At 65.3% G+C, this 21750-nt stretch carries 19 protein-coding genes and 1 pseudogene; 6 read left to right on the top strand and 14 right to left on the bottom strand.

Going from position 1 to position 21750, the window contains the following annotated elements:
* Window positions 1-381 precede the first annotated feature (381 nt).
* The 3 genes from AC1DRP_RS19855 (at window position 382) to AC1DRP_RS19845 (ending at window position 4203) form a co-directional block, all read left to right on the top strand.
* Window positions 382-1959, top strand: coding sequence for a bifunctional aminoglycoside phosphotransferase/ATP-binding protein (locus AC1DRP_RS19855; protein ID WP_441507344.1), 1578 nt, complete (start codon window positions 382-384; stop codon window positions 1957-1959).
* Between the two features lie 499 nt (window positions 1960-2458).
* Window positions 2459-2998 carry a GNAT family N-acetyltransferase gene (locus AC1DRP_RS19850; protein ID WP_441507345.1) on the top strand — a complete coding sequence of 180 codons (540 nt, stop codon included), beginning with the start codon at window positions 2459-2461 and terminating at the stop codon, window positions 2996-2998.
* A 527-nt stretch (window positions 2999-3525) separates the two neighbouring features.
* Window positions 3526-4203, top strand: coding sequence for a GNAT family N-acetyltransferase (locus AC1DRP_RS19845; protein ID WP_441507346.1), 678 nt, complete (start codon window positions 3526-3528; stop codon window positions 4201-4203).
* Window positions 4204-4370: 167 nt separating this feature from the next.
* On the opposite strand, the gene AC1DRP_RS19840 is transcribed toward AC1DRP_RS19845, so the two are convergent.
* Both AC1DRP_RS19840 and AC1DRP_RS19835 read right to left on the bottom strand, forming a co-directional pair.
* On the bottom strand, window positions 4371-5231 hold the full coding sequence (locus AC1DRP_RS19840; protein WP_476769340.1) for an ABC transporter ATP-binding protein: 861 nt from the start codon (window positions 5229-5231) through the stop codon (window positions 4371-4373).
* Window positions 5232-5331: 100 nt separating this feature from the next.
* On the bottom strand, window positions 5332-6240 hold the full coding sequence (locus AC1DRP_RS19835; RefSeq protein ID WP_476769339.1) for a universal stress protein: 909 nt from the start codon (window positions 6238-6240) through the stop codon (window positions 5332-5334).
* 294 nt (window positions 6241-6534) lie between these two features.
* Between AC1DRP_RS19835 and AC1DRP_RS19830 the strand changes: the two genes are divergently transcribed.
* Window positions 6535-7005 carry an NUDIX hydrolase gene (locus AC1DRP_RS19830; protein WP_441507349.1) on the top strand — a complete coding sequence of 157 codons (471 nt, stop codon included), beginning with the start codon at window positions 6535-6537 and terminating at the stop codon, window positions 7003-7005.
* Window positions 7006-7528: 523 nt separating this feature from the next.
* Here AC1DRP_RS19830 and ltaE read toward each other — a convergent pair.
* The 6 genes and pseudogenes from ltaE to AC1DRP_RS19800 form a co-directional block, all read right to left on the bottom strand.
* Window positions 7529-8575 carry a low-specificity L-threonine aldolase gene (ltaE, locus tag AC1DRP_RS19825; RefSeq protein WP_441507350.1) on the bottom strand — a complete coding sequence of 349 codons (1047 nt, stop codon included), beginning with the start codon at window positions 8573-8575 and terminating at the stop codon, window positions 7529-7531.
* A gap of 159 nt (window positions 8576-8734) precedes the next feature.
* Window positions 8735-8885 (bottom strand): annotated as a pseudogene (locus AC1DRP_RS19820) (L-serine ammonia-lyase); the annotation flags it as partial.
* A gap of 177 nt (window positions 8886-9062) precedes the next feature.
* Window positions 9063-10715 carry an arylsulfatase gene (locus tag AC1DRP_RS19815; protein WP_441507351.1) on the bottom strand — a complete coding sequence of 551 codons (1653 nt, stop codon included), beginning with the start codon at window positions 10713-10715 and terminating at the stop codon, window positions 9063-9065.
* 517 nt (window positions 10716-11232) lie between these two features.
* Complete coding sequence (locus tag AC1DRP_RS19810) at window positions 11233-12465, bottom strand: HlyD family secretion protein (RefSeq protein WP_476769338.1); 1233 nt, start codon at window positions 12463-12465, stop codon at window positions 11233-11235.
* A 481-nt stretch (window positions 12466-12946) separates the two neighbouring features.
* Entirely contained in the window at window positions 12947-13549 is a 603-nt protein-coding gene (locus tag AC1DRP_RS19805; protein ID WP_476769337.1) for an alpha/beta hydrolase, read from the bottom strand.
* A 156-nt stretch (window positions 13550-13705) separates the two neighbouring features.
* Window positions 13706-14380, bottom strand: a complete 675-nt coding sequence (locus AC1DRP_RS19800; protein ID WP_441507354.1) for an NAD(P)H-binding protein — start codon at window positions 14378-14380, stop codon at window positions 13706-13708.
* 430 nt (window positions 14381-14810) lie between these two features.
* Here AC1DRP_RS19800 and AC1DRP_RS19795 point away from each other — a divergent pair, with 430 nt between their 5' ends.
* Window positions 14811-15359, top strand: coding sequence for a GNAT family N-acetyltransferase (locus AC1DRP_RS19795; protein ID WP_441507355.1), 549 nt, complete (start codon window positions 14811-14813; stop codon window positions 15357-15359).
* A gap of 615 nt (window positions 15360-15974) precedes the next feature.
* Here AC1DRP_RS19795 and AC1DRP_RS19790 read toward each other — a convergent pair.
* The 4 genes from AC1DRP_RS19790 to AC1DRP_RS19775 are packed head-to-tail and all read right to left on the bottom strand — an operon-like array spanning window position 15975 to window position 19707.
* Window positions 15975-16781: a substrate-binding domain-containing protein gene (locus AC1DRP_RS19790; RefSeq protein ID WP_441507356.1), complete on the bottom strand. Its 807-nt coding sequence runs from the start codon at window positions 16779-16781 to the stop codon at window positions 15975-15977.
* Window positions 16771-17622 (bottom strand): ABC transporter ATP-binding protein, encoded by an 852-nt coding sequence (locus AC1DRP_RS19785; RefSeq protein WP_441507357.1) that lies wholly within the window; start codon window positions 17620-17622, stop codon window positions 16771-16773. Before AC1DRP_RS19785 ends, AC1DRP_RS19790 begins: the two co-directional genes overlap by 11 nt.
* Window positions 17615-18634: a FecCD family ABC transporter permease gene (locus tag AC1DRP_RS19780; protein WP_476769336.1), complete on the bottom strand. Its 1020-nt coding sequence runs from the start codon at window positions 18632-18634 to the stop codon at window positions 17615-17617. Before AC1DRP_RS19780 ends, AC1DRP_RS19785 begins: the two co-directional genes overlap by 8 nt.
* Before the next feature lie 20 nt (window positions 18635-18654).
* Window positions 18655-19707 carry an ABC transporter substrate-binding protein gene (locus AC1DRP_RS19775; RefSeq protein WP_441507359.1) on the bottom strand — a complete coding sequence of 351 codons (1053 nt, stop codon included), beginning with the start codon at window positions 19705-19707 and terminating at the stop codon, window positions 18655-18657.
* 241 nt (window positions 19708-19948) lie between these two features.
* On the opposite strand from AC1DRP_RS19775, the gene AC1DRP_RS19770 reads away from it, so the two are divergent.
* Window positions 19949-20650 (top strand): L,D-transpeptidase, encoded by a 702-nt coding sequence (locus tag AC1DRP_RS19770; RefSeq protein WP_476769335.1) that lies wholly within the window; start codon window positions 19949-19951, stop codon window positions 20648-20650.
* Window positions 20651-20722: 72 nt separating this feature from the next.
* Here the strand turns inward: AC1DRP_RS19770 and AC1DRP_RS19765 are convergent, their stop codons facing one another.
* Together AC1DRP_RS19765 and AC1DRP_RS19760 are read right to left on the bottom strand one after the other, a co-directional pair.
* Window positions 20723-21139 carry a nuclear transport factor 2 family protein gene (locus tag AC1DRP_RS19765; protein WP_441507361.1) on the bottom strand — a complete coding sequence of 139 codons (417 nt, stop codon included), beginning with the start codon at window positions 21137-21139 and terminating at the stop codon, window positions 20723-20725.
* A gap of 24 nt (window positions 21140-21163) precedes the next feature.
* Window positions 21164-21750 (bottom strand): GntR family transcriptional regulator (locus AC1DRP_RS19760; RefSeq protein WP_476769334.1); only part of this gene is annotated, 587 nt, incomplete at its 5' end.

Below are 21750 nucleotides of genomic sequence, written 5' to 3'. Positions count from 1 at the left end.
GAAGATGCAGCCAGAACGCGATGGTGGGCTTCCGGTCCAGCTCGGCTGCGACCTGGGTTGCAGGATCCCTGCGAAGGGCCCGCCAGAAGGACCTCAACCTGGCATTCCAGCGGGACACGCTTCCTTCGGTCATGGCGGCGGTTCTGCGCGATATGAGCTTCGGTCCGCAGAATGGCGCAAAACCATCAGCTGTCCTTGATCCGGATCAAGTCGAACGCCGACAGGGCTGGGGCCGGCCGAGGTCGGCGCCCGCAGGTCCGTTCGGCGCCATTCCAAGGATCGCCCGAGACTGCGCGCGCGGCGGGCAGGAAAACTTGATGGAAATCAATGCTGTGCTGCGAAACAGGAGGATGATGGCGTCCAGGGTTCGGAGCCTCAACCATGCAGACCCCCGGTCAGCACGAGACGATCTCCTTTCTGACGTCGCCGAATGCCTTCGGCTGCGAGGCGGCGGAGATGGTTTCCACCCATATCTCGTTCGTTCTGCTGATCGGCTCGCGGGCCCTCAAGCTGAAGCGCTCCGTCAAACTGCCCTATATCGATCTGTCGACGCCGCAATTGCGGCTGGCGATGTGCGAGCATGAGCTGGTGCTGAACCGCCGGACGGCGCCGGATCTGTATCGCATGGTTCATCGCGTCACCCGCGAGCCTGACGGAAGCCTGGCCTTGAACGGCCAGGGAGAACTGGTCGACGCGGTCGTGGAGATGAAACGCTTCGACGACAGCTTCCTGTTCGACCGCATGGCCGAGAGAGGAGGGCTCACCGCGGCCATCTCGGCCGATCTCGGCGGCGACATCGCCCGGTTCCACCGCTCGGCGCCCGTCTCGACGGATGCCGAGGGCGCCAGGCGGATGGAGCGCGTGCTCGCGGTCAACGAGCGTGCCTTCGCCAGCGCGGACATCCTGCCTTGCCGCGAGGTCGAGGCGGTCACCGCAGCCTGCCGCGAGGCGTTGGCGCGCCATGCCGGATTGCTCGACCAGAGGGCGGGCGATGGCAAGGTCCGGCGTGGGCATGGCGATCTGCACCTGCGCAATATCTGCCTGATCGACGGAAAGCCGCTGCTCTTCGATTGTCTGGAGTTCGACGAGGATCTCGCCACGGCGGATATCCTCTACGACCTCGCCTTCGTTCTGATGGATCTCTGGCACCGCAAGCTCGAAAGCCTCGCCAATGTCCTGTTCAATCGCTATCTCGACACGATTGGCGATGAAACCGGYCTGCGCCTGCTGCCCTTCCTGATGGCGGTGAGAGCGGCCGTTCGGGCTCATGTCACCGCGATCGACAGCGGCAAGGCGGCCGCCGCGAGGATGTCCGAAGCCCAGGCCTATCTCCAGCTTTGCCGCGACCTCCTGAAGCCAAGGCCGGCCATCCTCGTCGCGATCGGCGGCTATTCGGGCTCGGGGAAATCGACGCTCGCCGCCAGGCTCGCATCGAGCCTCGGGCCCGTTCCGGGCGCCCGCATCGCTGCGAGCGACCGCATCCGGAAACACATGTACGGCGTCGCGCCCGAGACGCGGTTGCCCTCCAGCGCCTATGCCGATGACGTCTCCACCCGGACCTATCGCGCGATGGCGGAGCTTGCCGGGAGCATGATTGTGCAGGGCCATGCCGCGATCGCCGACGCCGTCTTCGACCGTCGGGTCGAACGGGAGCGGATCGAGGAGACGGCGCGACATGTCGGTGTGCCGTTTCGGGGGCTCTGGCTTGATGCTCCGGCCCAGATGCTGGTCGAGCGTGTCGCGGCGCGGCGCGGCGACGTATCGGATGCCACGCCGGAGGTCGTCATGGCCCAGCTCGCGCGGCGGGGTGCTGCGAGCGACTGGACGAGAATTGCCGCCGGGGAAGACACCGGCGTCGTCACTGCTGCCGCTCTGACCGCGATCGGCTCGCAAGCCGTGGCGCAGGCGATCTGGCCGGCTGCGGGCTTCAGCCGGCAGGAGAGGGTCCAGGTCAAGTGAACAGGATCGAGACAGGGGACTGCCATGGCGAAATCCATCGCCATCGTGCCGGGGCTCCCGGACCCTGCGCCTGGACGTCACTGCGAGCGCAGACGGCAGGCTATGCGGCAGGGACCGATGCGGCCGGGCACCACGTCGCGACGATCCGGCAGACGGTCGCAAAGGCCTCCAAGGGCTGAGCAAGTGACCGGGCCCGAGGCGTGCCAGGCTCCCCGCCTGCAGACAGGACGCCCGAAGCTCGCGACGGATCTGAATAAAAGTGCTCTGCGAGCGTCCCCTGGCAGCGTCGTCGACAATTGTCAGTGATCCAGTTGTCAGAGATCGAAGAGCCGTGTACGCGGCAGCCTGTTCAGCGATTATCAGGGAGGCGCGCGATGGTTAGACTGTTTGCTAAATCAGCGCTCGCTGGTGTCGGGATTCGCTTCAAGCGCTAATTCCTGCCGCGGCGAGCATCGCCGGGATCGTGTCGCCAACACCACATCTGCGCTCTGGCGCATCGTTGGCCACCCATATCCACCATCTCAAGATGGGTGCGAATCTAAGTGCATCGCAGGAATATGCCATGTTGAAAGAAGAAAGGCAGCATTTCGCTGCCGAAATGCGTTCTGTCGCCGTAGAGAAGCTTTGCGTTGAGGAACACGACTGTGTTCTTTCATTGCGCGTGCACGCCAACCAGGCGTCGTTCGTAGCCAGCAATAGTGATTCACTCGAAGAGGCAGAAGACAATCCTGCCTGCGTGCCGCTCATTATTCGAGCGGCGGGTGAACCGGTTGGTTTTGCCATGTACGCTTTGGATGAGGACGATGGAAAATACTGGATCTATCGCCTCATGGTCGACGAGCGCTTTCAGGGCAAGGGTTACGGGCGGGCTGCTCTCACGCAGATCCTCAATACCCTTGCAGAGTTGCCGGACTGCCCATGCGTCATTCTAGGTGTGAAACCGGAGAACAAGCAGGCGCGCAGGCTTTATGAAGGCGTTGGATTTCGCATCACTGGCGATGTCATCGACGGTGAGATCGTGATGAAATACGACATCTGACCTGCAACGGCCGGCGGCTGCGAAGCCGCCCCCGGGGCCAGATCGCGGTCCCGCCGGGCGATGCTGCGCAGGTCCCTGTCATCCGCGGCCCGGTTGGAAGGACGCGCCGATGCCACCGCATGCTGGCAGGCGCCTCGGGCGCGAAGGACCTGGCTCTCGTCCTCATGCAGCTGTCCGCGGTTCTCGGGCGGGCCGGAGGGAGCGCGTACCCGCTCTCACTCCTTCGCGGGCCGGCGTCAGGCGCTCGCTACCGGAATGGTGATCCCGCACTCGCGGAGCGAGCATGCGGGCTCGATCAGCTTGTCGCAGATCGCCTGCTTGGCAGAGACGGCGTTCCCCCCGCACTTCAGCACCCGGTCGATGACATCGGTGACAATTGGAAACCGTCGGGAATGTTGCGCACGATCATGTCGACGGCCGAGGCTCTCAATCGCGTGTCCGTGCAAGCCTCGGCGTGAGGGCAAGAGCAGTCGCCAGGGATAGCCGACAACGACAGGTACGACCGAGCGGAGCGGGGGGGGCGAGCGGTGGCTCAAGGATCAGGGCCCATTGTTTCCTGGCGAGCAGGCGCGTTCGGCATAATTGAGCCAGAACAAGGAACGCCGTCCCGCGAACGGGTAACAACAGCAGCAGGCTGTAGAAATAGGGGGCGGGGGCGTGGCAATTGGGAGGACAATCGCATGGCGATGGATGAATCGAACCGGGTACTGACCACGCGAACGGGCTTCAGGTTTCATGTCCGGCCCGCGCGGCCCGATGATGAGGCGGGACTGGCGGAGTTCTTCAGGCATGTGACGCCTGAGGATTTGCGCTTCCGCTTTCTCAGCACGATCCGGGAGGTGAGCCATGATCGGCTCGTTGCGATGACGCAAATCGATCATCGCCAGACCGAGAGCTTCGTGGCGCTTGCGGACGACGGAAAATCGATCATCGCCACGGCTATGCTGGCTTGCGATGCCGCTCTCCAAAAGGGGGAGGTCGCGATCTCGATCCGCAGGGAGGACAAGCACCGCGGTGTCGGGTGGGAGCTGCTCGGCCATATCTGCAGATTTGCCGAGGCGAAGGGGGTCAAGGTCGTCGAGTCGCTCGAGAGCCGCCAAAACCGCGAAGCGATTGATATTGAACGGGAGCAAGGCTTTGAGATGGGCGACCATCCGGAGGATCCCAACCTTGTGATCTTGAGAAAGACCATTGGAAAGACCTGAAGACGATCTGCCCATGCTGCTGCCCCGTGGCCATCACGGCGGCCGGCCAGTGTCAGCAGGCAAAATCCCGCTCCGGCACTTCGCGTCTTGAAGGCCGAAGCGCAAGGTCGGGGCGGTGCTCCGCGGCGAACACGCTTGCCACCCGTGCACGGCGGCGCCTATGTCGTTCAGCRGGCGCCCAGCGCCATCGGCCCCTGGTGATCGCGGTCGAAGGATGCATTGGGTCCGATCGTCTCATCCGCAAAGATGGTCCTGCCGCGCTCGCCCGCGAAATAGTCCCTGAGCCATGGGTCATCGTGGGCCAGCAGATCCTGCAGCGTTCCGATCGCGATGACTTTGCCCCGTGCGATTGCCGCAATCCTGTCGCAGGTCGCATGAAGGCTGCTCAGGTCGTGCGTGATCATCATCACCGTCAGGTTCAAGCTGGCCTTCAGGGCCAGCAGCAATTGATCGAAGGCATCAGCGGCGATGGGATCGAGGCCCGAAGTCGGCTCGTCGAGAAACAGGATCTCGGGGTCGAGGGCGAGAGCGCGCGCCAGAGCTGCCCGCTTGGTCATGCCGCCTGATAGCTGCGCCGGATGCTTCTTCGCTGCATCGCGTGGCAGGCCCACCATCTCGAGCTTCAGCATGGTCATCTCGTCGGCAAGACCTGGCGAGAGATGCAGGGTTTCCCGCATCGGCAGCTGGATATTGTCTGCGATCGTCAATGATGAGAACAGGGCGCCCTGCTGGAACATGACGCCGCAGCGTTGTTGCAGCATGCGACGTTCGCCCTCCGAAAGGGCATCGACATCCCTCCCGAAAATCTCGATGACCCCCTCCTTCTTGGGGAGGAGCCCAAGAATGGTGCGGGCCAGGACCGATTTGCCTGACCCGGAGGCGCCGATCACTCCGAGAATCTCGCCGCTCATGATCTCGAGATCGAGATGGTTCAGCACGATCTTGCTGTCGAAGGCGACCACGACCCCGCGGGCGCTGATGATCGCGTCCGCCTCTCGTGTCGCTGCGCCATGTCCGAGCTCGGCCATAACAGCCTCTTCCCCACGGCGAGCGCTCCGCGCTCGCCGTCATCCCGATCGCCGGTTCGGCCCGCCCGTCGGGTCGGCGGCGTCCCGGGCAACTTCCGGGCTAATGCGCGAGAAGCAGCGGCACGGGGGAGGCGGCGAGCAGGTCCTGTGTGACGCCGCCCAGAATCCACTCCCTGAAGCGCGAGTGGCCATAGGCGCCGGCAACGATGAGGTCGGCCGAAATCCTGCCCGCCTCGGCCAGTAGGCTTTCGGCTGGCGATATGTCATTGCGCAGGACGCTTGCCGTGGCACCGACGCCGTGTCGGGCGAGATGGGCGGTGACATCGGCAAGCGCCTCCGCCCCGCCCATCCGCCCGTGGGCTTCTTCGCTGACCGTGACGATATGGACCTGCGTCGCCTCGCCGAGCAAAGGCATGGCTTCGGCGATGGCGCGGGCGCTCTGCCGGCTGTCAACCCAACCGATCAGGATCGTGTGGATCGCCTGTCTCGGCATCGTTCCAGGGGGCAGCAGGTAGAGACCGCGCCCGCCATCGAACATCACGCTTTCGATCAGCGCGTTCCAGCGCGTCAGCCCGTCTTCGCGGGGGCAGGTGGCGACGAAGAGGTCGTTCCATCGCGCCTCCGTCGCGACGGCCTGTGCCAGCATCCCGGGGAAGGCGTCGATGCGCCTCAGCTCATGCGTCGGCCCGAGACGAGCCAGGCGCTCCCTGAGGCGCCGCTCGACGCTGTTGCCGTCCTCGATCATCGCCTCGGTCAATTGTCCGATCGCCGTGATCCCGAACTCACCGGCATAGAGTGCCGGGTCGGGGAGAAGGTTGGTGTAGAGGCCGGTCAGTCGCGCGTCACAGCGCGTCGCGAGCGCTTCGGCATGGGCCAGGCGCAGCTCGTCTTCCGGCATGCCGTCGAGATGAACGGCGATATCCCTGAAGACGTTGCCCGGGGCGGGCCGCAACGCTGCAGCGGGCTGGAAGGAGGCAGCGGGCTTGGAAGATAAGGCGCTGTCGCTCATCTCGACCTCCTGATGCGTCGCGTTGGCCGCGCAGCGATGATGAAGCGGCAGTTGCGGTATTCGCGCATTGATTCTGGTCAAGTCCGGCGGCGCTGCGCACGTCCGATCCGGTTTCGGCGACACAAGCGCAGGGGTGAGGCCCGGGGCTGTCCTTGACCGGGCCAAGGATGGCTGGCGCCGCCCCGGCCTCTGCGCCGGCGCCTTCTGTGGATCGGAATGTCGACGGGGTGCGTCGCCCGTCCTTGACAGAACACGAATGTGGCCGCCGACTGACCTTCTTTGGTGTCGCGGCTCATGTCCTCCCAAAGCGCCGGCATTCTGATGTATCGCCTCACGGGCGCGGAGGTCGAAGTCCTTCTCGTCCATCCCGGCGGGCCGTTCTGGCGGCACAAGGATAATGGGGCGTGGTCGATACCGAAAGGCGAGCTGGGGCAGGGCGAGAGCCCGGCCGAAACGGCGCAGCGCGAATTCGAGGAGGAACTCGGAATCCCGCCGACAGGCGCCCTCGTGCCGCTTGGGCGCATTCGGCAAAGGGCGGGGAAGGTGGTCGAGGCCTTCGCGCTGCGGGGCGACCTGACACCGGGGGATGTTCGTTGCAGCAGCCTTGTCGAGATCGAGTGGCCGCGCGGCAGTGGCCTGATCCAGCGCTTCCCCGAAATCGACCGGGCGGCCTGGTTTCCCCTTCCCGAGGCGCGGTTGCGCATCCTGGCCGCTCAGGGCGAGTTGCTCGACCGCCTCGAGGACAGGCTGGCCAACAAGAGCTAGGCCGGCTGTCCCTTTCGCACCGGCCTTGCCTGGATCGCGAGCATGCACCCACTATCTCGCCGGGGTCTCGTCCGCGGTGGCTCTGACCTTGGCCGTCGCTTCCAATCCAGCTTGAAGTCCGTTCTCGCAGGGCCAGAACGTAAAGCGCAGCCGCTTCGCGAAAGTACACGCAAGAGCAGATCAGAGCCCCAACCCAAACACCCAGCGGCGCGTCATAAGGGATGATGCGCAGCATCTGCTTCACCGGCATGGCAAGGAAGTGCAACCCGTCCGCATCAGCATCGAGCAGGTCAAGCAACCCGGCAATCGCCGGCTCTGTGACTTCGGTCACAGACGGACCGGCAGGCGCTCACGGTAAGGTCGCACACCCTCCCAATCTGGACCCGCCGCCATGGCGGGTCTCTTTTTGGGCGAATGGTCCTGGAATGCGGCTCGTCTCGTTCGCTGACGACAGCGTCGATCGCGACCCTGCGTGGCAGGTCAGCTTGACGCCGCCCGCAATCCTGCGACCGGCGCCTGACCCTCAGGCCTGAGCTCTCAAGCCGGCAGGCGCGCTTTGCCTGTCGAAGAAGACCTCGCAGGCCTCGGCAACCCGCGCGACGGACGCGTCATCCACATCGAGATGGGTCACCCAACGCAGCGTTCCGTAGCGCCCGCCGACGGCGATGCCGCGACCGCGCAGAAAGGCGACGAAAGCGCTGGTGTCGAGTCCCTTGGGGGTCATGAACACCATGTTCGTGCGTGACGGTCCCGCGCCAAGCTCGGGAAAACGCGCCAGCACGGTCGCAAGAGCTGCGGCGCGCCGATGATCGTCAGTAAGCCGCGTGACATTGTGCTCCAGGGCGTAGATCGCGGCCGCGGCGAGCACGCCGGTCTGACGCATGCCGCCGCCCAGCATTTTCCTGATCCGGCGGGACTTTTCGATGAAGTCTCTGGGGCCGACGAGGACGGAGCCGACCGGCGCGCCCAGCCCTTTGGAGAGACACAGGGACAGGGTGTCGAACTGCGCTGCGATCCAGGCCGCGTCCCGACCGCTCGCCGCCGCGGCATTCATCAGTCGGGCGCCGTCCAGATGCGTCGCAAGCCCGCGCGAGCGGGCGAGGTGCGTTGCGGCCTGCAGGTAGGCGTCGGGCAGGACCAGGCCGTTGAAGGTGTTTTCCAGCGCCAGCAGCCGCGTGACCGCGAAGTGAAAGTCGTCCGGCTTGATCGCGTTCGCAATGGCGTCCAGCGCGATCGTCCCATCAGCCTCGTTGGGCAAGGGCTGCGGCTGGATCGAGCCGAGGACTGCGGCGCCGCCGCCCTCGAGCCGATAGGTGTGAGCCATCTGGCCAACGAGATATTCATCGCCGCGGCCGCAATGGGCCATCAGCCCGGCGAGGTTCGCTTGCGTGCCGGTGGGGAAGAAAAGGGCGGCTTCCTTTCCCAATCGCTCGGCGACCATCGCTTCCAGGCGACTGGTGGTCGGGCAGTCGTCATAGACGGCGTCGCCAACCTCGGCCGTAGCCATGGCAGCCCGCATCCGCTCATCGGGGCGTGTGACCGTATCCGAACGGAAGTCATCCACTAGCATCGATCAGATCCTGGTTGAGCGTGAACGTGCCCCGCGAGGGCGCACCGGCTACTGCATGGAAAATGACGCAAGCCCTTCGTTGGAGCCAGCCCTGCCTTGGACCTCCGGCACCTCACGATAAGCACTTGACGCGGCATCAGGCTCGGCCCTTCGGCCGGTTCACTCCAGGCCGCCGAGGCTGGTCTGCTTGAAGCGCGATCATGGCTTCGCCCGTCTGCCGCATGGCTTCGATGCAAATCTCCAGGCCGAGATGATGTTCGAGGGCAATCTCCACGGCATCCCCGATCTGCGCGGGCGATCCGCCCAGCACCGGTGGCTACCGGCCGCGACCGCAAAAAAGACGGGCGGCTCGCTCGGAGCTGCCCGCCACTTGCTTCGCGTTTCCTTGGATCATCGGACCGGATATCGTATCGGGTCCGATGATCTAACCCTTTGTCTTTGCGTCGGCTTTGCCCCGAAAACCGCAATCCACTTTCGGGCCGATGCTTTAGTTCCCGGGCTTGTTCTTGATCGCCTGATCGATTTGCCGTTTTACGGCTTCCAGATTGAACGAGGCCGGGTCCTGCATCGGTGGGTAGTCAATCGCAGTACGAGCCAGTTTGGCGACTTCGTCCTGAACGGAGACGAACCGCCAGAACTCCCGGGCGTAGAAGTCGTTCATATAGCCGCCACCCAGGTCATTGAGGCTCTGCCCGCCGATCGACGGGGTTCGTTCGAACGGGTCCTGGCGGATATTGACCATGGTCGGCATGTCGGTGGTGACCTTCGCGCCGGGCCAACCCTGCGGCTGCTGGAAGAACTGGTACTTGAAGTTGTCGATCCGAACGGCGCCGAGTTGCGGACCGCCGAAATAGAAGAACTCATGCCGTGCGGACGGACCGTTGCCTTGGAGCAGATCGATCTGGTTGTAGCCGTCGAGATGGTTCTTGTAGGTCCTCTCGCCCAACGCCACGCCCTTCAGGAGCTGGCCGGTGATGTCGCTATTGCCGGCCGCAGCCAGGAGCGTCGGGAACCAGTCCAGCGCCGAAAAGATCCCGTTTTCGACCGTGCCAGACTTGACCTTGCCCGGCCAGCGAATGATCGCGGGCGCCCGGAAGCCGCCTTCCATGACCGTTCCCTTGGTCCCCTTGAACGGGGTCATCCCGCCATCGGGCCAAGTGAAGACTTCGGCACCGTTGTCGGTGGTGAAGATGACGATCGTGTTATCCGCCTGGCCTGAATCCTCCACGCATTTCAAAAGGGCGCCGACGCCGTCATCGAGCTGCGCCATGCCCGCCTCTTCAAGGCCGTAATTGGTATTGCTGTTCATCAGCGACTGATATTTCGGCGACAGGAAGGTCCAGACATGCATGCGCGTCGTGTTGTGCCAGACAAAGTACGGCTTCTTGTCAGCCTTGGCCTTGTCCATGAAGTCACATGACGACTTGACCAGTATTTCGTCGAAGGTCGTCATGTCGTATTTAGCCTTCGGCGTGATGTCGTGCATGTTTGGCACGTTGGCCATGTTGGGGTAGGGCGCCAGAGGTCCCTCGTCCACGATCCTCTGCTTGCCGACCTTGCCCCAGCGCGGCATCTCGGTCGCGTCGTCCACGGTTGTGGCAAAGGTATGCACCAAGTTGCGGGGGCCGACCTTGTCGCGATAGGACTGCTCGTCCGGGAACGAATACCAGAACGGATCGGACATCGCGTCGAGGTGGTAGAGGTAGCCGAAGAACTCGTCGAAGCCGTGCAATGTCGGCAGGAACTTGTTCAGGTCGCCCAGATGGTTCTTTCCGAACTGGCCGGTGGCATATCCCTGAGTTTTCAGAGCGCTGGCGATCGTCGCTGCCTGGGCCGGCATGCCGACATCCGCACCCGCTTGTCCAACGGTGGTCAAACCCGTGCGCAAGGGGATTTCGCCGGTGATGAAACTTGCCCTGCCGGCGGTACAACTGGCTTCGGCATAGTAATCCGTGAACATCATTCCCTGCGCCGCCAGCCTGTCGAGGTTGGGCGTCTTCCCGGACATGATACCCCGGTGGTAGGCCCCGACATTGAACCAGCCTACGTCGTCGCCCATGATCACGAGTATGTTAGGCCGCTGTTGCTGCTGGGGCTGAGGTTGCTGCGCTATCGCAGGGAGACTCGCCCCGGTCAGCATGGCGATACTCGCAGAGAGACCAAGCCATTCGCGTCGACCAATCTTCATGTCCGACCCTCCAGGATGATGCTTGTGGCCGCACCTCGTGCCCATGGGCCTCCGCGGGCACCTTAAGAATTTATTCAAAATGGCGGCCGCGCCGATTTACCGGGATAGCAGGGCTGCGTGCTACTGTACCTTGGGGCAGTAGCGCACGGATCCATTGGCGCTTCGATGCCCCAGGAAGGGACATTCTGAGGGTCGGGCCTAGCCAAACTTCGTCCGTCACCGGCCTCGCCGCAAACGTCTCTGTTGGGTCGGGAGCAGCAGTCACCCCCACGATCAGGAATGTCAGCTTTCGGGTAGAGCTCCAATGCGCGCCCAACAGGTACAGGCGCGAGTATCACTCAGCGGCCCTCACGCGCGGAAACCGGATCCATGCAGCGCCGCGGCGTTTCCACCTGTCGGGCGCGGAGAGTTTCTGATGTCCGCTCGACGGAAACCGTAAGGGCGCCGATCGGCGGTTTGCGCTGCCGGATCAGTGTCCGGAGAAAACCAGTGTCYGAATCGGTAGCAGCAGCGCCTGGATCCTCAGGATCATGGCATGAACGAGCCCGACCGCGTCGACCGCATGCAGAGCGACCCTTTTGACTGAGCCGGTGTCCTTCGCCTCGATGCGATCATGGTTGCTCGAATAGGCATTGACGATACAGCTGCTGCCCGGCGTCACGCCGTCGAGCCCATCGGGATAGAGCGGCTCGAGAAATGTCAGGATCGTGCCGGGCTTGGCAATTTGCTGAACATCGATCAGCTGCTCGCCGCCGCGAAACTGCCCAGCTGCGATAAAATCCTGCAGCCCGGTCACCACCATCGGAATGATGACCCAGGGCTTTGAGACGCAGGTGGCCTCGGCAACCATGCCGACCTTCATGATCTGCGCCTCGATCTGGGAGAAGCCGGCCTGCAGGGAGGAGCGCCCGGCCTCCTCGGGGATCAGGACGCCGCCCGCGCGCATGTTCGGGTTGACGAGATCGCCGGCACGAAGCGCAAATTGTTCGACACGGCCGGTGAAGCCGGCCCGGATCACCGTCTTGTCGATATCGATCTGGGCCAAAGCCAGGTCCGCCTGGGCACTATCCCTCTCTGCCGGAAGCTGCGTCGAGATCCGGATCTGCGCGGTATCGCGCGCCGCGGCTGCCGAGTTCACAGCGGCTTCTCGCCCGGCGACGCGGACCTCCAGCCTCTCGATCTCACGCTGCGCGACGACATTCGCGTTCCGTCGCATCAATTCCTGCTTGGTCCGCAGTTCGTCCTGTGCCTGCTGGAGGTCGCTCCTCGCCTCCTGGATCTTGGATTCACTCGAGGCGAGGTCGGACCGGGCGACAACAAGCGCTGCCTCGGTCTCGGCAATCCTGCGGCGGGCGGTCTCGGCTGCCGCTTCCTGCGCGCTGCTGTCGAGACGGAAGATCGGCGCGCCCTTTTCGACCCTGCCACTGAGCCCGACAAAGACCTCGGCGACCTTTCCCCTGTTCTCCGGCATGATCGGCACGGCCCTGAAGAACAGGGTCGCGTTCGTGGTCGAGGGATGATTGTAGAAGACCACCGTGATCAACCCGACGGTCAGCATCGCGCAAGCCGTGATGCCCCAGCGCAGTTCGAACCAGACCGAGAAGAGCGTGATCTCCTTGCCGATCCGACGGCCCTGACCGTAGCGGCGAAACAGGTAGTCGGGCAGGATCGTCAGAAGCGAGCAGAACAAGAGCTCAAGCATGGGAGGGCTCCTTCTGCTCGGCGTCGCGCTTCGACGCGCGATCGGCGTGCGTCTACGAGGGATTCAACCGACGAAGTGGCTCAACCGGTGGGCCATCGCCGCGGTGATGGTGACTGCTGGCACTTCATTTCCACGAACGCTGGACGACGTCGCAAGAGGCTAGTGCTTCTCGACAGCGTCAGCAATCACTCACTCCAGACGTTTCGCGCTTGCAAGCAGCCGGCCAGCACTGCCGCGTCGATCTCCGAGCGGCGCCCGTCCTCGTCGGAACGGATCTTCTCTCCGGCGCGAACGAGCGTGCGCCAGTTCTTGGTAATCAGGTCGGCTGGGGAGGGCGCTAGCGGGCAGCCAGTGCCGGCGGTTTCTGCGCTCGAACCGGACAGGGTCTTGGCCAGGACCTCAAGGGGGCAGTGTCTGGAGCCGATCGGCCGGCGTCTCCGGCCACGGAGGCCAACGGGGACTTTCGGCCCCTTAGCGGACGTCAAACGACCTTCGCCAACCAGCCGCGCAGCAGTGCGAGATCATCACCGGTCAGGGCGTGGCTGGAATTCAGGCTCTGGTGATCGACAATCGCCCCTGCGCGACGCAGTTGCGCCGCCATCTCGATACCGTCTTCCGCCCGCCTGCGAGCATCATGGGTCGCATCGACGACGAGCACCGGCGTGGCCGGCAATCGTGTTTCCCCTGGCGTCGCGAACGGCGAAAGCGGGCGCAGCAGCGCGGCTCCCCTGACCAGATCGGGAAAGAGCATCACCAGGGCGGCAGTCATGATCGCGCCGTTAGAGAACCCGACCAGGATCGGTTTGCTCCGGCCAGGATGCCTTGCGACGATCTCTGCCATGAAGGCTCCGAGAGCCGGCGCTTCGGCCCGGATGCTGTCTTCGTCGATGCTTCGATCGGGCAGGCGCCTGAAGAATGCATGGCCGCCCTCCCATGCGACCGCCCCGCGCAGCGAGAATGCAGCCGCGCTCGGAGCTGCAGCTGCCGCGACGGGAAGCATGTCCGTTTCGTTGCCCCCGGAGCCGTGGAGCAGGATCAGTGGCGGCGCCGATGGATCGCTGGGCTCAACGAAACTGAATTGCATGGGGTCAGCGGGCTTCGACCTGTGGAGTGGATCGGCAGAGATCCCACAGGCATGACGATGGCGTGTCAGCCTGGCAGCCATCTCCGACATTGCGGCAGATGCTGACACTGCCGCGGGGCGACCCGGATGGCGTTCACGGGGCGGCGTGGCCCGCCTCTATCCGCTGACTCGCGTCGCCTGGGAAAGCCGACGCATCTCGGCGTTCTCGTGCAGGTGCCGGCCGGGCGCGGCATTGCCGATGAGCGTGACGATCGCGTCCGCCACCGTTTCCGCAGGGATGGCCCCGTAGCGGGACAGCGGGCCGAGCATGATCGGGGTGAGCGCCGCGAAGATGCGCTGGCCGATCGCCTCCCAGACGCGCCGCTCCGCGCGCCCGCCGAGAAGGAAACCGGGCCGGATCAGGTCGACCCGCGCAAAGCCGAGATCGGTGACCGCCCGCTCGATGGCGCCCTTGGTCTGCAGGTAGAAGCCGGGGCCGCCGGCGCCCACGGCGGTCACCAGGATGAACTGCCGGGCCCCAAGCGCTCGCGCAGCCCGGGCGACGGCGAGCACATAATCATGGTCGACGCGGAACATGGCCGGCTGCGACCCCGCCGTGCGGATGGTCGTGCCGAGACAGGATATCGCGACGTCGATGCCGTCGGGCGCAAGTGGCTTCAGGAACGCCTCGGGCGTTTCGTAGAGCTGCTCGAAATCGACCTCATGCCCGGACGCGGACGCTCCACGGCGCACGAGGCTGACGAGATCGATGTCGGGACGTGCGGCGAGYCGGGCCCGGACAAGGCTGCCGACCAGTCCGGTGCTGCCGGCGAGGAGGACGTGCTGGGTCATGGCGGGGAAGGCCTGGTCACGGAAGACTTGGGCAGGCAAGGCTTGGGCAGGGAAGACATGGGCAGGGGCTCCTAGCTCACGGCGACCATGGCCATTATTCCGAGCGCCGGTCAAAGAGGGGGGCGGCGGGCGGGGTTTCGAGCCTGGGGGGCGTTCGACCCTGGCAGAGGCGGACCACGCTACGCCACCTCGGTCGCTCCTGTCTGCCGAGATCGGCGACACCGGCATCATCGCCACCATCAATCCCTCGGCCGGCCGGATGCGCGATTCTCGGGGCCCCGTTTTCGGGAGGCCAGCAATAGCTGTGGGGCAGGATGAGTTGAGCGATGCGGCCGACAAACACGCGCCATTATCGACTGGCCCTGTACGATTTCGCCGTCCACGGGTGTCAGTGCGCGGCGAGGCCTGTCTTCACGGTTGAGGTTTGCTCATGTCCAGGATCCGTCACGCCCAATTGAACCCGAACGCACCGGGCGCCAGGTTGCGCCTGCGCCCGTGGCGGATGGAGGACCGTGAACTCGGGCTGGCGCTGTTCGAGAGCAATGTGCCCCGCTACTTCGCAGCGGCCGAGAGGCCCGATTTCCTCACCTTTCTCGACGACATGCCGGGGCCCTATTTCATGCTGGAGTCGATGGACGGCGAGGCGCTGGGCTGCGGCGGCTATGCCGGCGGGGGCGAAGACCCCTCGGTCGCCTTCCTATGCTGGGGCATGGTGCGGGGCGACCTGCACGGTCGACGGCTGGGCGAGCGCCTGCTGAGCGAACGCTTGGCGCAGATCGCCGCGGAACCGGTGTTCGAGACGGTGATCATCGAGACCACCCAGTATAGTTGCGGGTTCTTCGCGCATTATAGCTTCGTCGAAACCACCCGCGTACCGGACGGCTTTGCGCCGGGCATGGACCGCGTGGACATGACGCTGCAACTGGACACATACCGACACGCCATGAGCACGGTTGAGATCGCTGCGCCATCAACGTGAACAAGGCTCTTATGGTTTGACCGCATCGTCTTCGTGAGCCTCAGTGCCGAACAAATCGGGCGGCCACGTGTTCCCCACGCGTTCCCGAGGAGGCGGCAGATCAGGCCGCCTCGAGCTCAATGGCACTGTGTGAGGCCACTGGCTCGCATCAGGAGGCGGAACGCCGGGCATTCCTCACCGGATTTCTGGGCATGAGTCTTGGCCTGGCCCTCGCTTTGCGGCCCCAGGGCGCGCAGGCCGCCCCACGGCTCCAGGCGCCCGAGGCGCCAAACGCAGATCTGTCTGATCTGACGCTTCCGGACGGAACGCCATTGGATTGGGCCCAACAGCGTGGTTCGGATTGGGATCGCCGGCATCACCGCCCGCCGCAGCATCGCAGACATCACCGCCGCCATCGGCGCCAGCTCTGCCGTGTGCATCGCGACAGCTTTGGCAGGCGCATCCGCCGCTGCCATTGGGTCTGATAGGGGCCGGCTTTCAGCGCGTGAAAAAACGCTTTCCGCTCGTGCGAGGCTGGCCCTTGCCCGACCCTGACCGCGACCTGTCGCGGGCGCCGCGGCGTATCAATGGCGACAGGGCAGGGTGGTGCCGTGAGACATGCTCCGGCTCATCCTTTCACTCGCGAGCCGGTGCCTTCGCACCGGTGTGGATGGTCTGGCTCTGCGAAACGTGGTTGGGGGCGATGAAGCCATTGCGATAGAGCAGCGCCCCGGCCTCACCGCCTGTCAGGAAGGCAGCAAGCCCATACCCGCGCTGCCCGGTCCCGCGCGCGACGGCCAGACCATAGGACGCCGTCACCGCGCAGCCCTGGGGCAGATCGACGGGCGCGCAGGGGCCGGAGGGATCAAGCCCCCATGTGCCGGATTGGTAGCCGAGGACGATATCGGCCTGTCCCGTCTCGATCAGCCATGCGGCCGGCGCGCGCCCCGCCGGAACCTCTGACGCAAAGCCGCCGCCGAGCAGCCGGCGAGCCTTGGCGGCAAGCAGCGCGCCGGCGCCCGGCCGCAGCCGGTCGATCCGCGCGAAGACCATCTCGGCATAATCGCCCGATGGGTCGGCGCCCGGCGTCGAGGTCGCGAGCATGAGCGCCGGATTGAGCATGGCGTCGATCAGCCCGGCGGATTGGATGCCGAAATTACGGCGGACGACCGCACAGAACGGATTGCGGGCAAAGCAGATCGGCTCGTCGAACAGGCCAGCTTCGAACAATCGGCGGGGATGGTCCAGATTGGCGGACGCGAAGACATCGGGCGCCGCGCCGGCTTCGATGCGCTGGCGCAGCAGTCCGGCCGGGCCGAAGAGCGCCTCCACACGGATCGCGTGGGCCTGCTCGAACAGCGGCAGAATCTCCCCGAAAGCGCGGCGCAGGCTGCCCGCGGCATAGAGCCTGACGGGATCGGCGGCGGCGACCTCACTTGGCATGGCGGTCTCCCGGAACCGGCTTGCCGCCGTGCAAGACTTGGTCGCGCAAGACCTGGTCGCACAAGACCCGGCTGCGCAAGACCTGACTGCGGAAAACCGGGGCGAAGGCAGTCAGTTCCCGGCCCTCGGCTGTAAAGCGCAGAAGGCGCACCGGCACCTTGTAGAGTTCCGCGAGATGGGCCTCCGTCATCGTCTCGGCCGTGGGGCCGATCAGATGCCGTTCGTCGTCGCCCATCAGCAGCACCCGGTCGGCGATGGCGAGGGCGTGGTCGGGATGATGCGTCGTGAACAGCACTGCGAGCTGCCGGTCGTCGCAGATGGTGCGGATCAGCGCCATGACCTCGTCCTGATGGTGCAGGTCGAGCGCGGCGGCGGGCTCGTCGAGCAGCAGGATCGGTGTTTCGCCGGCGAGCGCCTGGGCGATCAGGACGAGCTGCCGCTCACCGCCGGAGAGCGACGTGAAGGCGCGTTCCGCCAGCGCCGCGATGCCGAGTTCGGCGAGGCAGGCGGCCGCGATCTCGCGGTCGCGTCGGCCGGGTGCCCGCAGCAGCGGGGCATGCCGCGTTCGCCCCATCAGCACGATCTCGAACGCGCTGTAGGAAAAGGCCGGCATGAAGGCCTGCGGCACGAAGCCGACGGCGTCCCCGACCGCGATGCGGCCGGCATTGGGCGCGATCAGCCCGGCGATGGCGCGCAGYAGCGTGGATTTTCCGCGCCCGTTGGGGCCGAGCACCGCGACGATCTCGCCCGCAGAAACCGTCAGGTCGAGCGCGCGGAACTGCCAGCGCCGGCCGTCATAGGAATGGCCGGCCTGCTCGGCCCGGATGCGGGGTTCAGCCATGGCCGCGCTCCGAGCCGGTGGCGCGCAGGAAGACGAGGGCGAAGACAGGCGCGCCGATCAGCGCCGTCAGGATGCCGAGCGGGATCTCGCTCTGGCTCAAGCTGCGCGCGACATCGTCGACCAGCACCATGAGCAGACCGCCGGCAAGCATCGCCGCCGGCATGAGGGCGCGATGGTCGGGGCCGACCAGCATCCGCGCCAGATGCGGGATGACGAGGCCGATCCAGCCGATCACGCCGCTGACCGCGACCTGGGCCGAGACGATCAGCCCGATCAGCGTCAGCACGAGCCAGCGCGTCGGCTCGGTCCGGACGCCGAGCGCCCGTGCCTCCTCCTCGCCCAGCGACAGGATGTTGATGCGCCAGCGCAGCAGCAGGAGCAGGACGGCGCCCGGCGCAAGCAGCCCCAGCATCAGCGCGAGCTTGTCGTAATCGGCGGTGGCGAAGGAGCCGAGCAGCCAGAACACGATGCGCGGCAGCTTCTCCTCGGCGTCGGCGAGATATTGCACCAGGCTCACCAGGGCGCCGAAGAAGCCGCTGACGACGACGCCCGCCAGCACCAGGACCAGCATGTTGCGCCGCGCCACCAGCGCGTTCAGCGCGTAGACCATCAGCAGGGCCAGCATGCCGAAGAGAAAGGCGAGCAGCAGCAGGAGCCCGCGCGGCCCGCTCAGCAGGATCGCGAGCGTGCCGCCGAAGGCCGCCCCGGTCGAGACGCCGATGATATGCGGGCCGACCAGCGGGTTGCGGAACACCCCTTGCAGCGCCGCCCCGCACAGGGCCAGCCCCGCCCCGGCCGCAAGCGCGGTCAGGACGCGCGGCAGCCTGACCGTCAGCACGACATGGCGCTCGATCGCATCCGTGCCGTCGAATGCGAGCAGGATCTGCCCGACACGGGCCGGTGAAATGCCGTAGCGGCCGATGCCGAGCGAGACCAGCAGGACGAGCACGAGCGCGCCTGCAAGAAGCGCCAGAACAAGGCCGGGGGCGGCGCGACGTCTTGTGCGCGCCACGCGGCGGTCGGCCCCCGCCGTCAATGGAAAGAATCGTAGCCGGTGCGGTAGAAGCGCCTGTAATAGGCGTCCGCCTCGGCCTGCATGTCGATATCGGCGAAGCGGTCGGGATAGAGCTTCTTGGCCATCCAGAGCTCGCCCAGCGCCATCGCCTCGGGCATGGGATAGCCCCAGGCCTTGGCATATTCCGGCATCAGGTAGATGCGGCCCGCCTTGACCGCCTCGATCGGCTGCCAGGCCGGGGCGCGCCGGATCTCCTCGACCACCTCAGGATAGCGCTCCTGCACGAAGATGACGGCGGGATTCCATTTCAGGACATCCTCCATCGTCACCTGCTTGAAGCCCTGCAAGGCGGCGGCGACATTGGCCGCGCCGGCACGGTTCATCATGATGCCGGTATATTTGCCCGAGCCATAGGTGTTGAGGTCGGGATTGGCCATATAGGCGCTGACGCGCTGCCCCGGCGCGACCGAAGCGAGCCGCTGTGCGACCAGCTTGCGCTTGGCCTGGGCATAGGCGACCAGCGCCTCGGCCTCGTCCTTGCGGTCGAGCACGGTACCGACCAGCCTGACGCCCTCGGCGAAACCGCTCTCATAGGCCGCCTGCTCATCGGCGACGACGGGGCTGACCTTGGTCGCCTCGCCCGGCGGTGCGCTCAGCAGCGAGATCGCGATGACGGGAATGCCGGCCTTCTCGATCTGGCCGATCATCTCCGCCGGCGCGTAGTTGGTGACGAAGACCGCGTCGGGCTTCAGCTGCAGCAGGGCCTCGATATTGAGCTTGGTCAGGCCGCCCGGCATCGGCAATTTTGCGAGCTCGGGAGCAAGGCGGACATAGTTCGCGCCGAGCTGCTGCTTCCACTGGTCGAGGATGCCGGCGAGCTTGCCGGTCGCGTTCATCTGGACGACGAGATTGAGCGTCTGGTGCTGGAGCACGACGGCCCGCGAGACAGTGTCGGGCAGCGTCACCGTCCGCCCTAGCTGGTCCGTGACGATCCGCTCGGCATGGCCGGACGTCGCCATCAGCGGCGCAAGCAACAAGGCGAGGAGAAGAGCCGGGACGCGCGATCTCATGACTATCCTCCCGCAAGCCGATGAAGCGTCGGACGTGCAATGCCGGGATGCCGGATCGGCATCGAGGCGCTGTATTCAACCGGGAATAGCGTGCGATGCCTTGGGCGGCAAGCTGGCTGGAGGCTTGGTTCTTCAGCTTCCGCCTCCTCGCTCCACAGCGGCTTCGCCCTCCTGAGTCGGCTTAACGTCGCCCTAACGATCTAAGTCCATGTTTCTCCAAAGCCTTGCCTGAGAGACATCCATGCCGACCCGCCGTTGCTTTACCATGTCTGCCTTGACCTTTGCCGCTGYCGGGCTCGCGGGATGCGGCACGAGAAGCAGCGTCGGCCTGCCGGCTGTTTCCCCAGCCAGAGCGAGCCCGACGCGTACATTGGCGCGGCCGATCTACGCCGAAGTCTATACGGATTATCCAGGTGAGCGGTTTGCGGTCCGGACGGTGGATTATCGAAAGGTTGATCCGGCCTATCTGCGCCAGACCGTCGAGCTTACGCGAGAGGAGGCCCCGGGCTCGATCATCGCCGATCCGGCCTCTTACCATCTCTATTTCGTCGAAACGCCCCGCGTTGCGACCCGCTACGGCGTCGGTGTTGGACGTGAGGGCTTCGCCTGGTCCGGCTTGGCGCGGGTCAACATGAAGCGGGACTGGCCCGATTGGGTTCCGCCCCGCGAAATGATTGAGCGTGAGCCAGCCATCAAGGCCCAGCTCGAGAAGACGCCGAGGGGCCTTGGCGTGCGCGGTGGCCCCAATAGTCCGCTGGGCGCGCGTACCCTGTATCTTTTCGGGGAAGGTCGGGATCTTGGCTACCGAATTCACGGCACTCTGGAGCCCTACAGTGTTGGCACCAACGTCTCGTCGGGCTGCATCCGGATGATCAATCAGGATATCGTGCATCTCTACGCACGCGTCGCCCCCGGAACGCCTGTTACCGTACTGGCTGCGTGACACTCGGCTGGGCGGCGCGGCGCTGTTCACGCCGCGACCCGTGCTCGGCTCCGACGGTCGGCCGCATCCGGGTTAGTTCCCAGGGGCCTTTCCCGCCTGCGTGTTGCTTTCGATCTGCGAGACGTGGTTGAGGGCGATGACCCATCCATTGTCGCGCTTGCGCATCAGGCGGGTGTTGACGCCGGTCTGGTTACCCGCCGCGCGCACCAGCTTGTAGTCGCTGATCAACTGGGCGGCATCGGGCCCCAGCATCTCGATGCGGATGTTCGAAAAGGCGAGCTCGCCCTGCGAACCCGGCCCGCCGCCATAATCGGCGATGTAATGGTCGAGCGTTCCCTGCCAGTCCTTCTGGATGCGGCCGCGCGAGACGAAGATCACATCGGGATTGGCGAAGCCAGCCATATAGCCCGCGAAATCGCCGCGGTTCCAGGCCGCCTGCATCGTGGCGATCACCGCACAGATCGCCTCTTTCTCAATGCTATCAGTCATTTGGAACGTACCTTTCAGAGCGCGTCAGAGCGCATTCTTGGCGACGGCCTCGTCTTCCTGACGCTGCCGTTTGATCAGGACTTCCTGGGCCGCCGAGACGAGATGGCGGCGCAGCGCGTTTTCCGCAGTCTTGGCGTCCTGATCCAGGATCGCGTCGACGATCTGCTGATGCTCGCGGCAGGAGCGCTTGATGCGTCCCTTGTCCTTGAGCTGGAATTTGCGGAAGGGCGCGAGCTTCAGCCGTAGCGTCTGGGCAACCGCGATCAGGTCGCTGTTATGGCTGCCCTGGAAGAGCAGGCTGTGAAACTGCGTGTTGAGCTCGGTGTAGCCATCGAGGTCGCCATCGTCGGCCAGCGCATTCATCTGGCGGTGCAGGCTTTCGAGTTCGGCCCGCTCCCGCATCGTCATCCGGTGTGAGGAGAGCCGGCCGCAGGTCGCCTCGAGCTCGGCCATCGCCTCGAACATCTCGTCGATGCGCTCCGTGGAAATCTGCGTCACGACCACGCCCTTATAGGGCTCGCGCTCGGCCAGCCCGCGGCCGCACAGGATATGCAGTGCTTCCCGGACGGGCGTGCGGGAGACGCCGAACTGCAGGGCGATGGAGGCTTCAT

The organism is Allobosea sp. 01N443, assembly GCF_056399325.1.
This window is presented reverse-complemented; position numbering and strand designations above follow the sequence as displayed.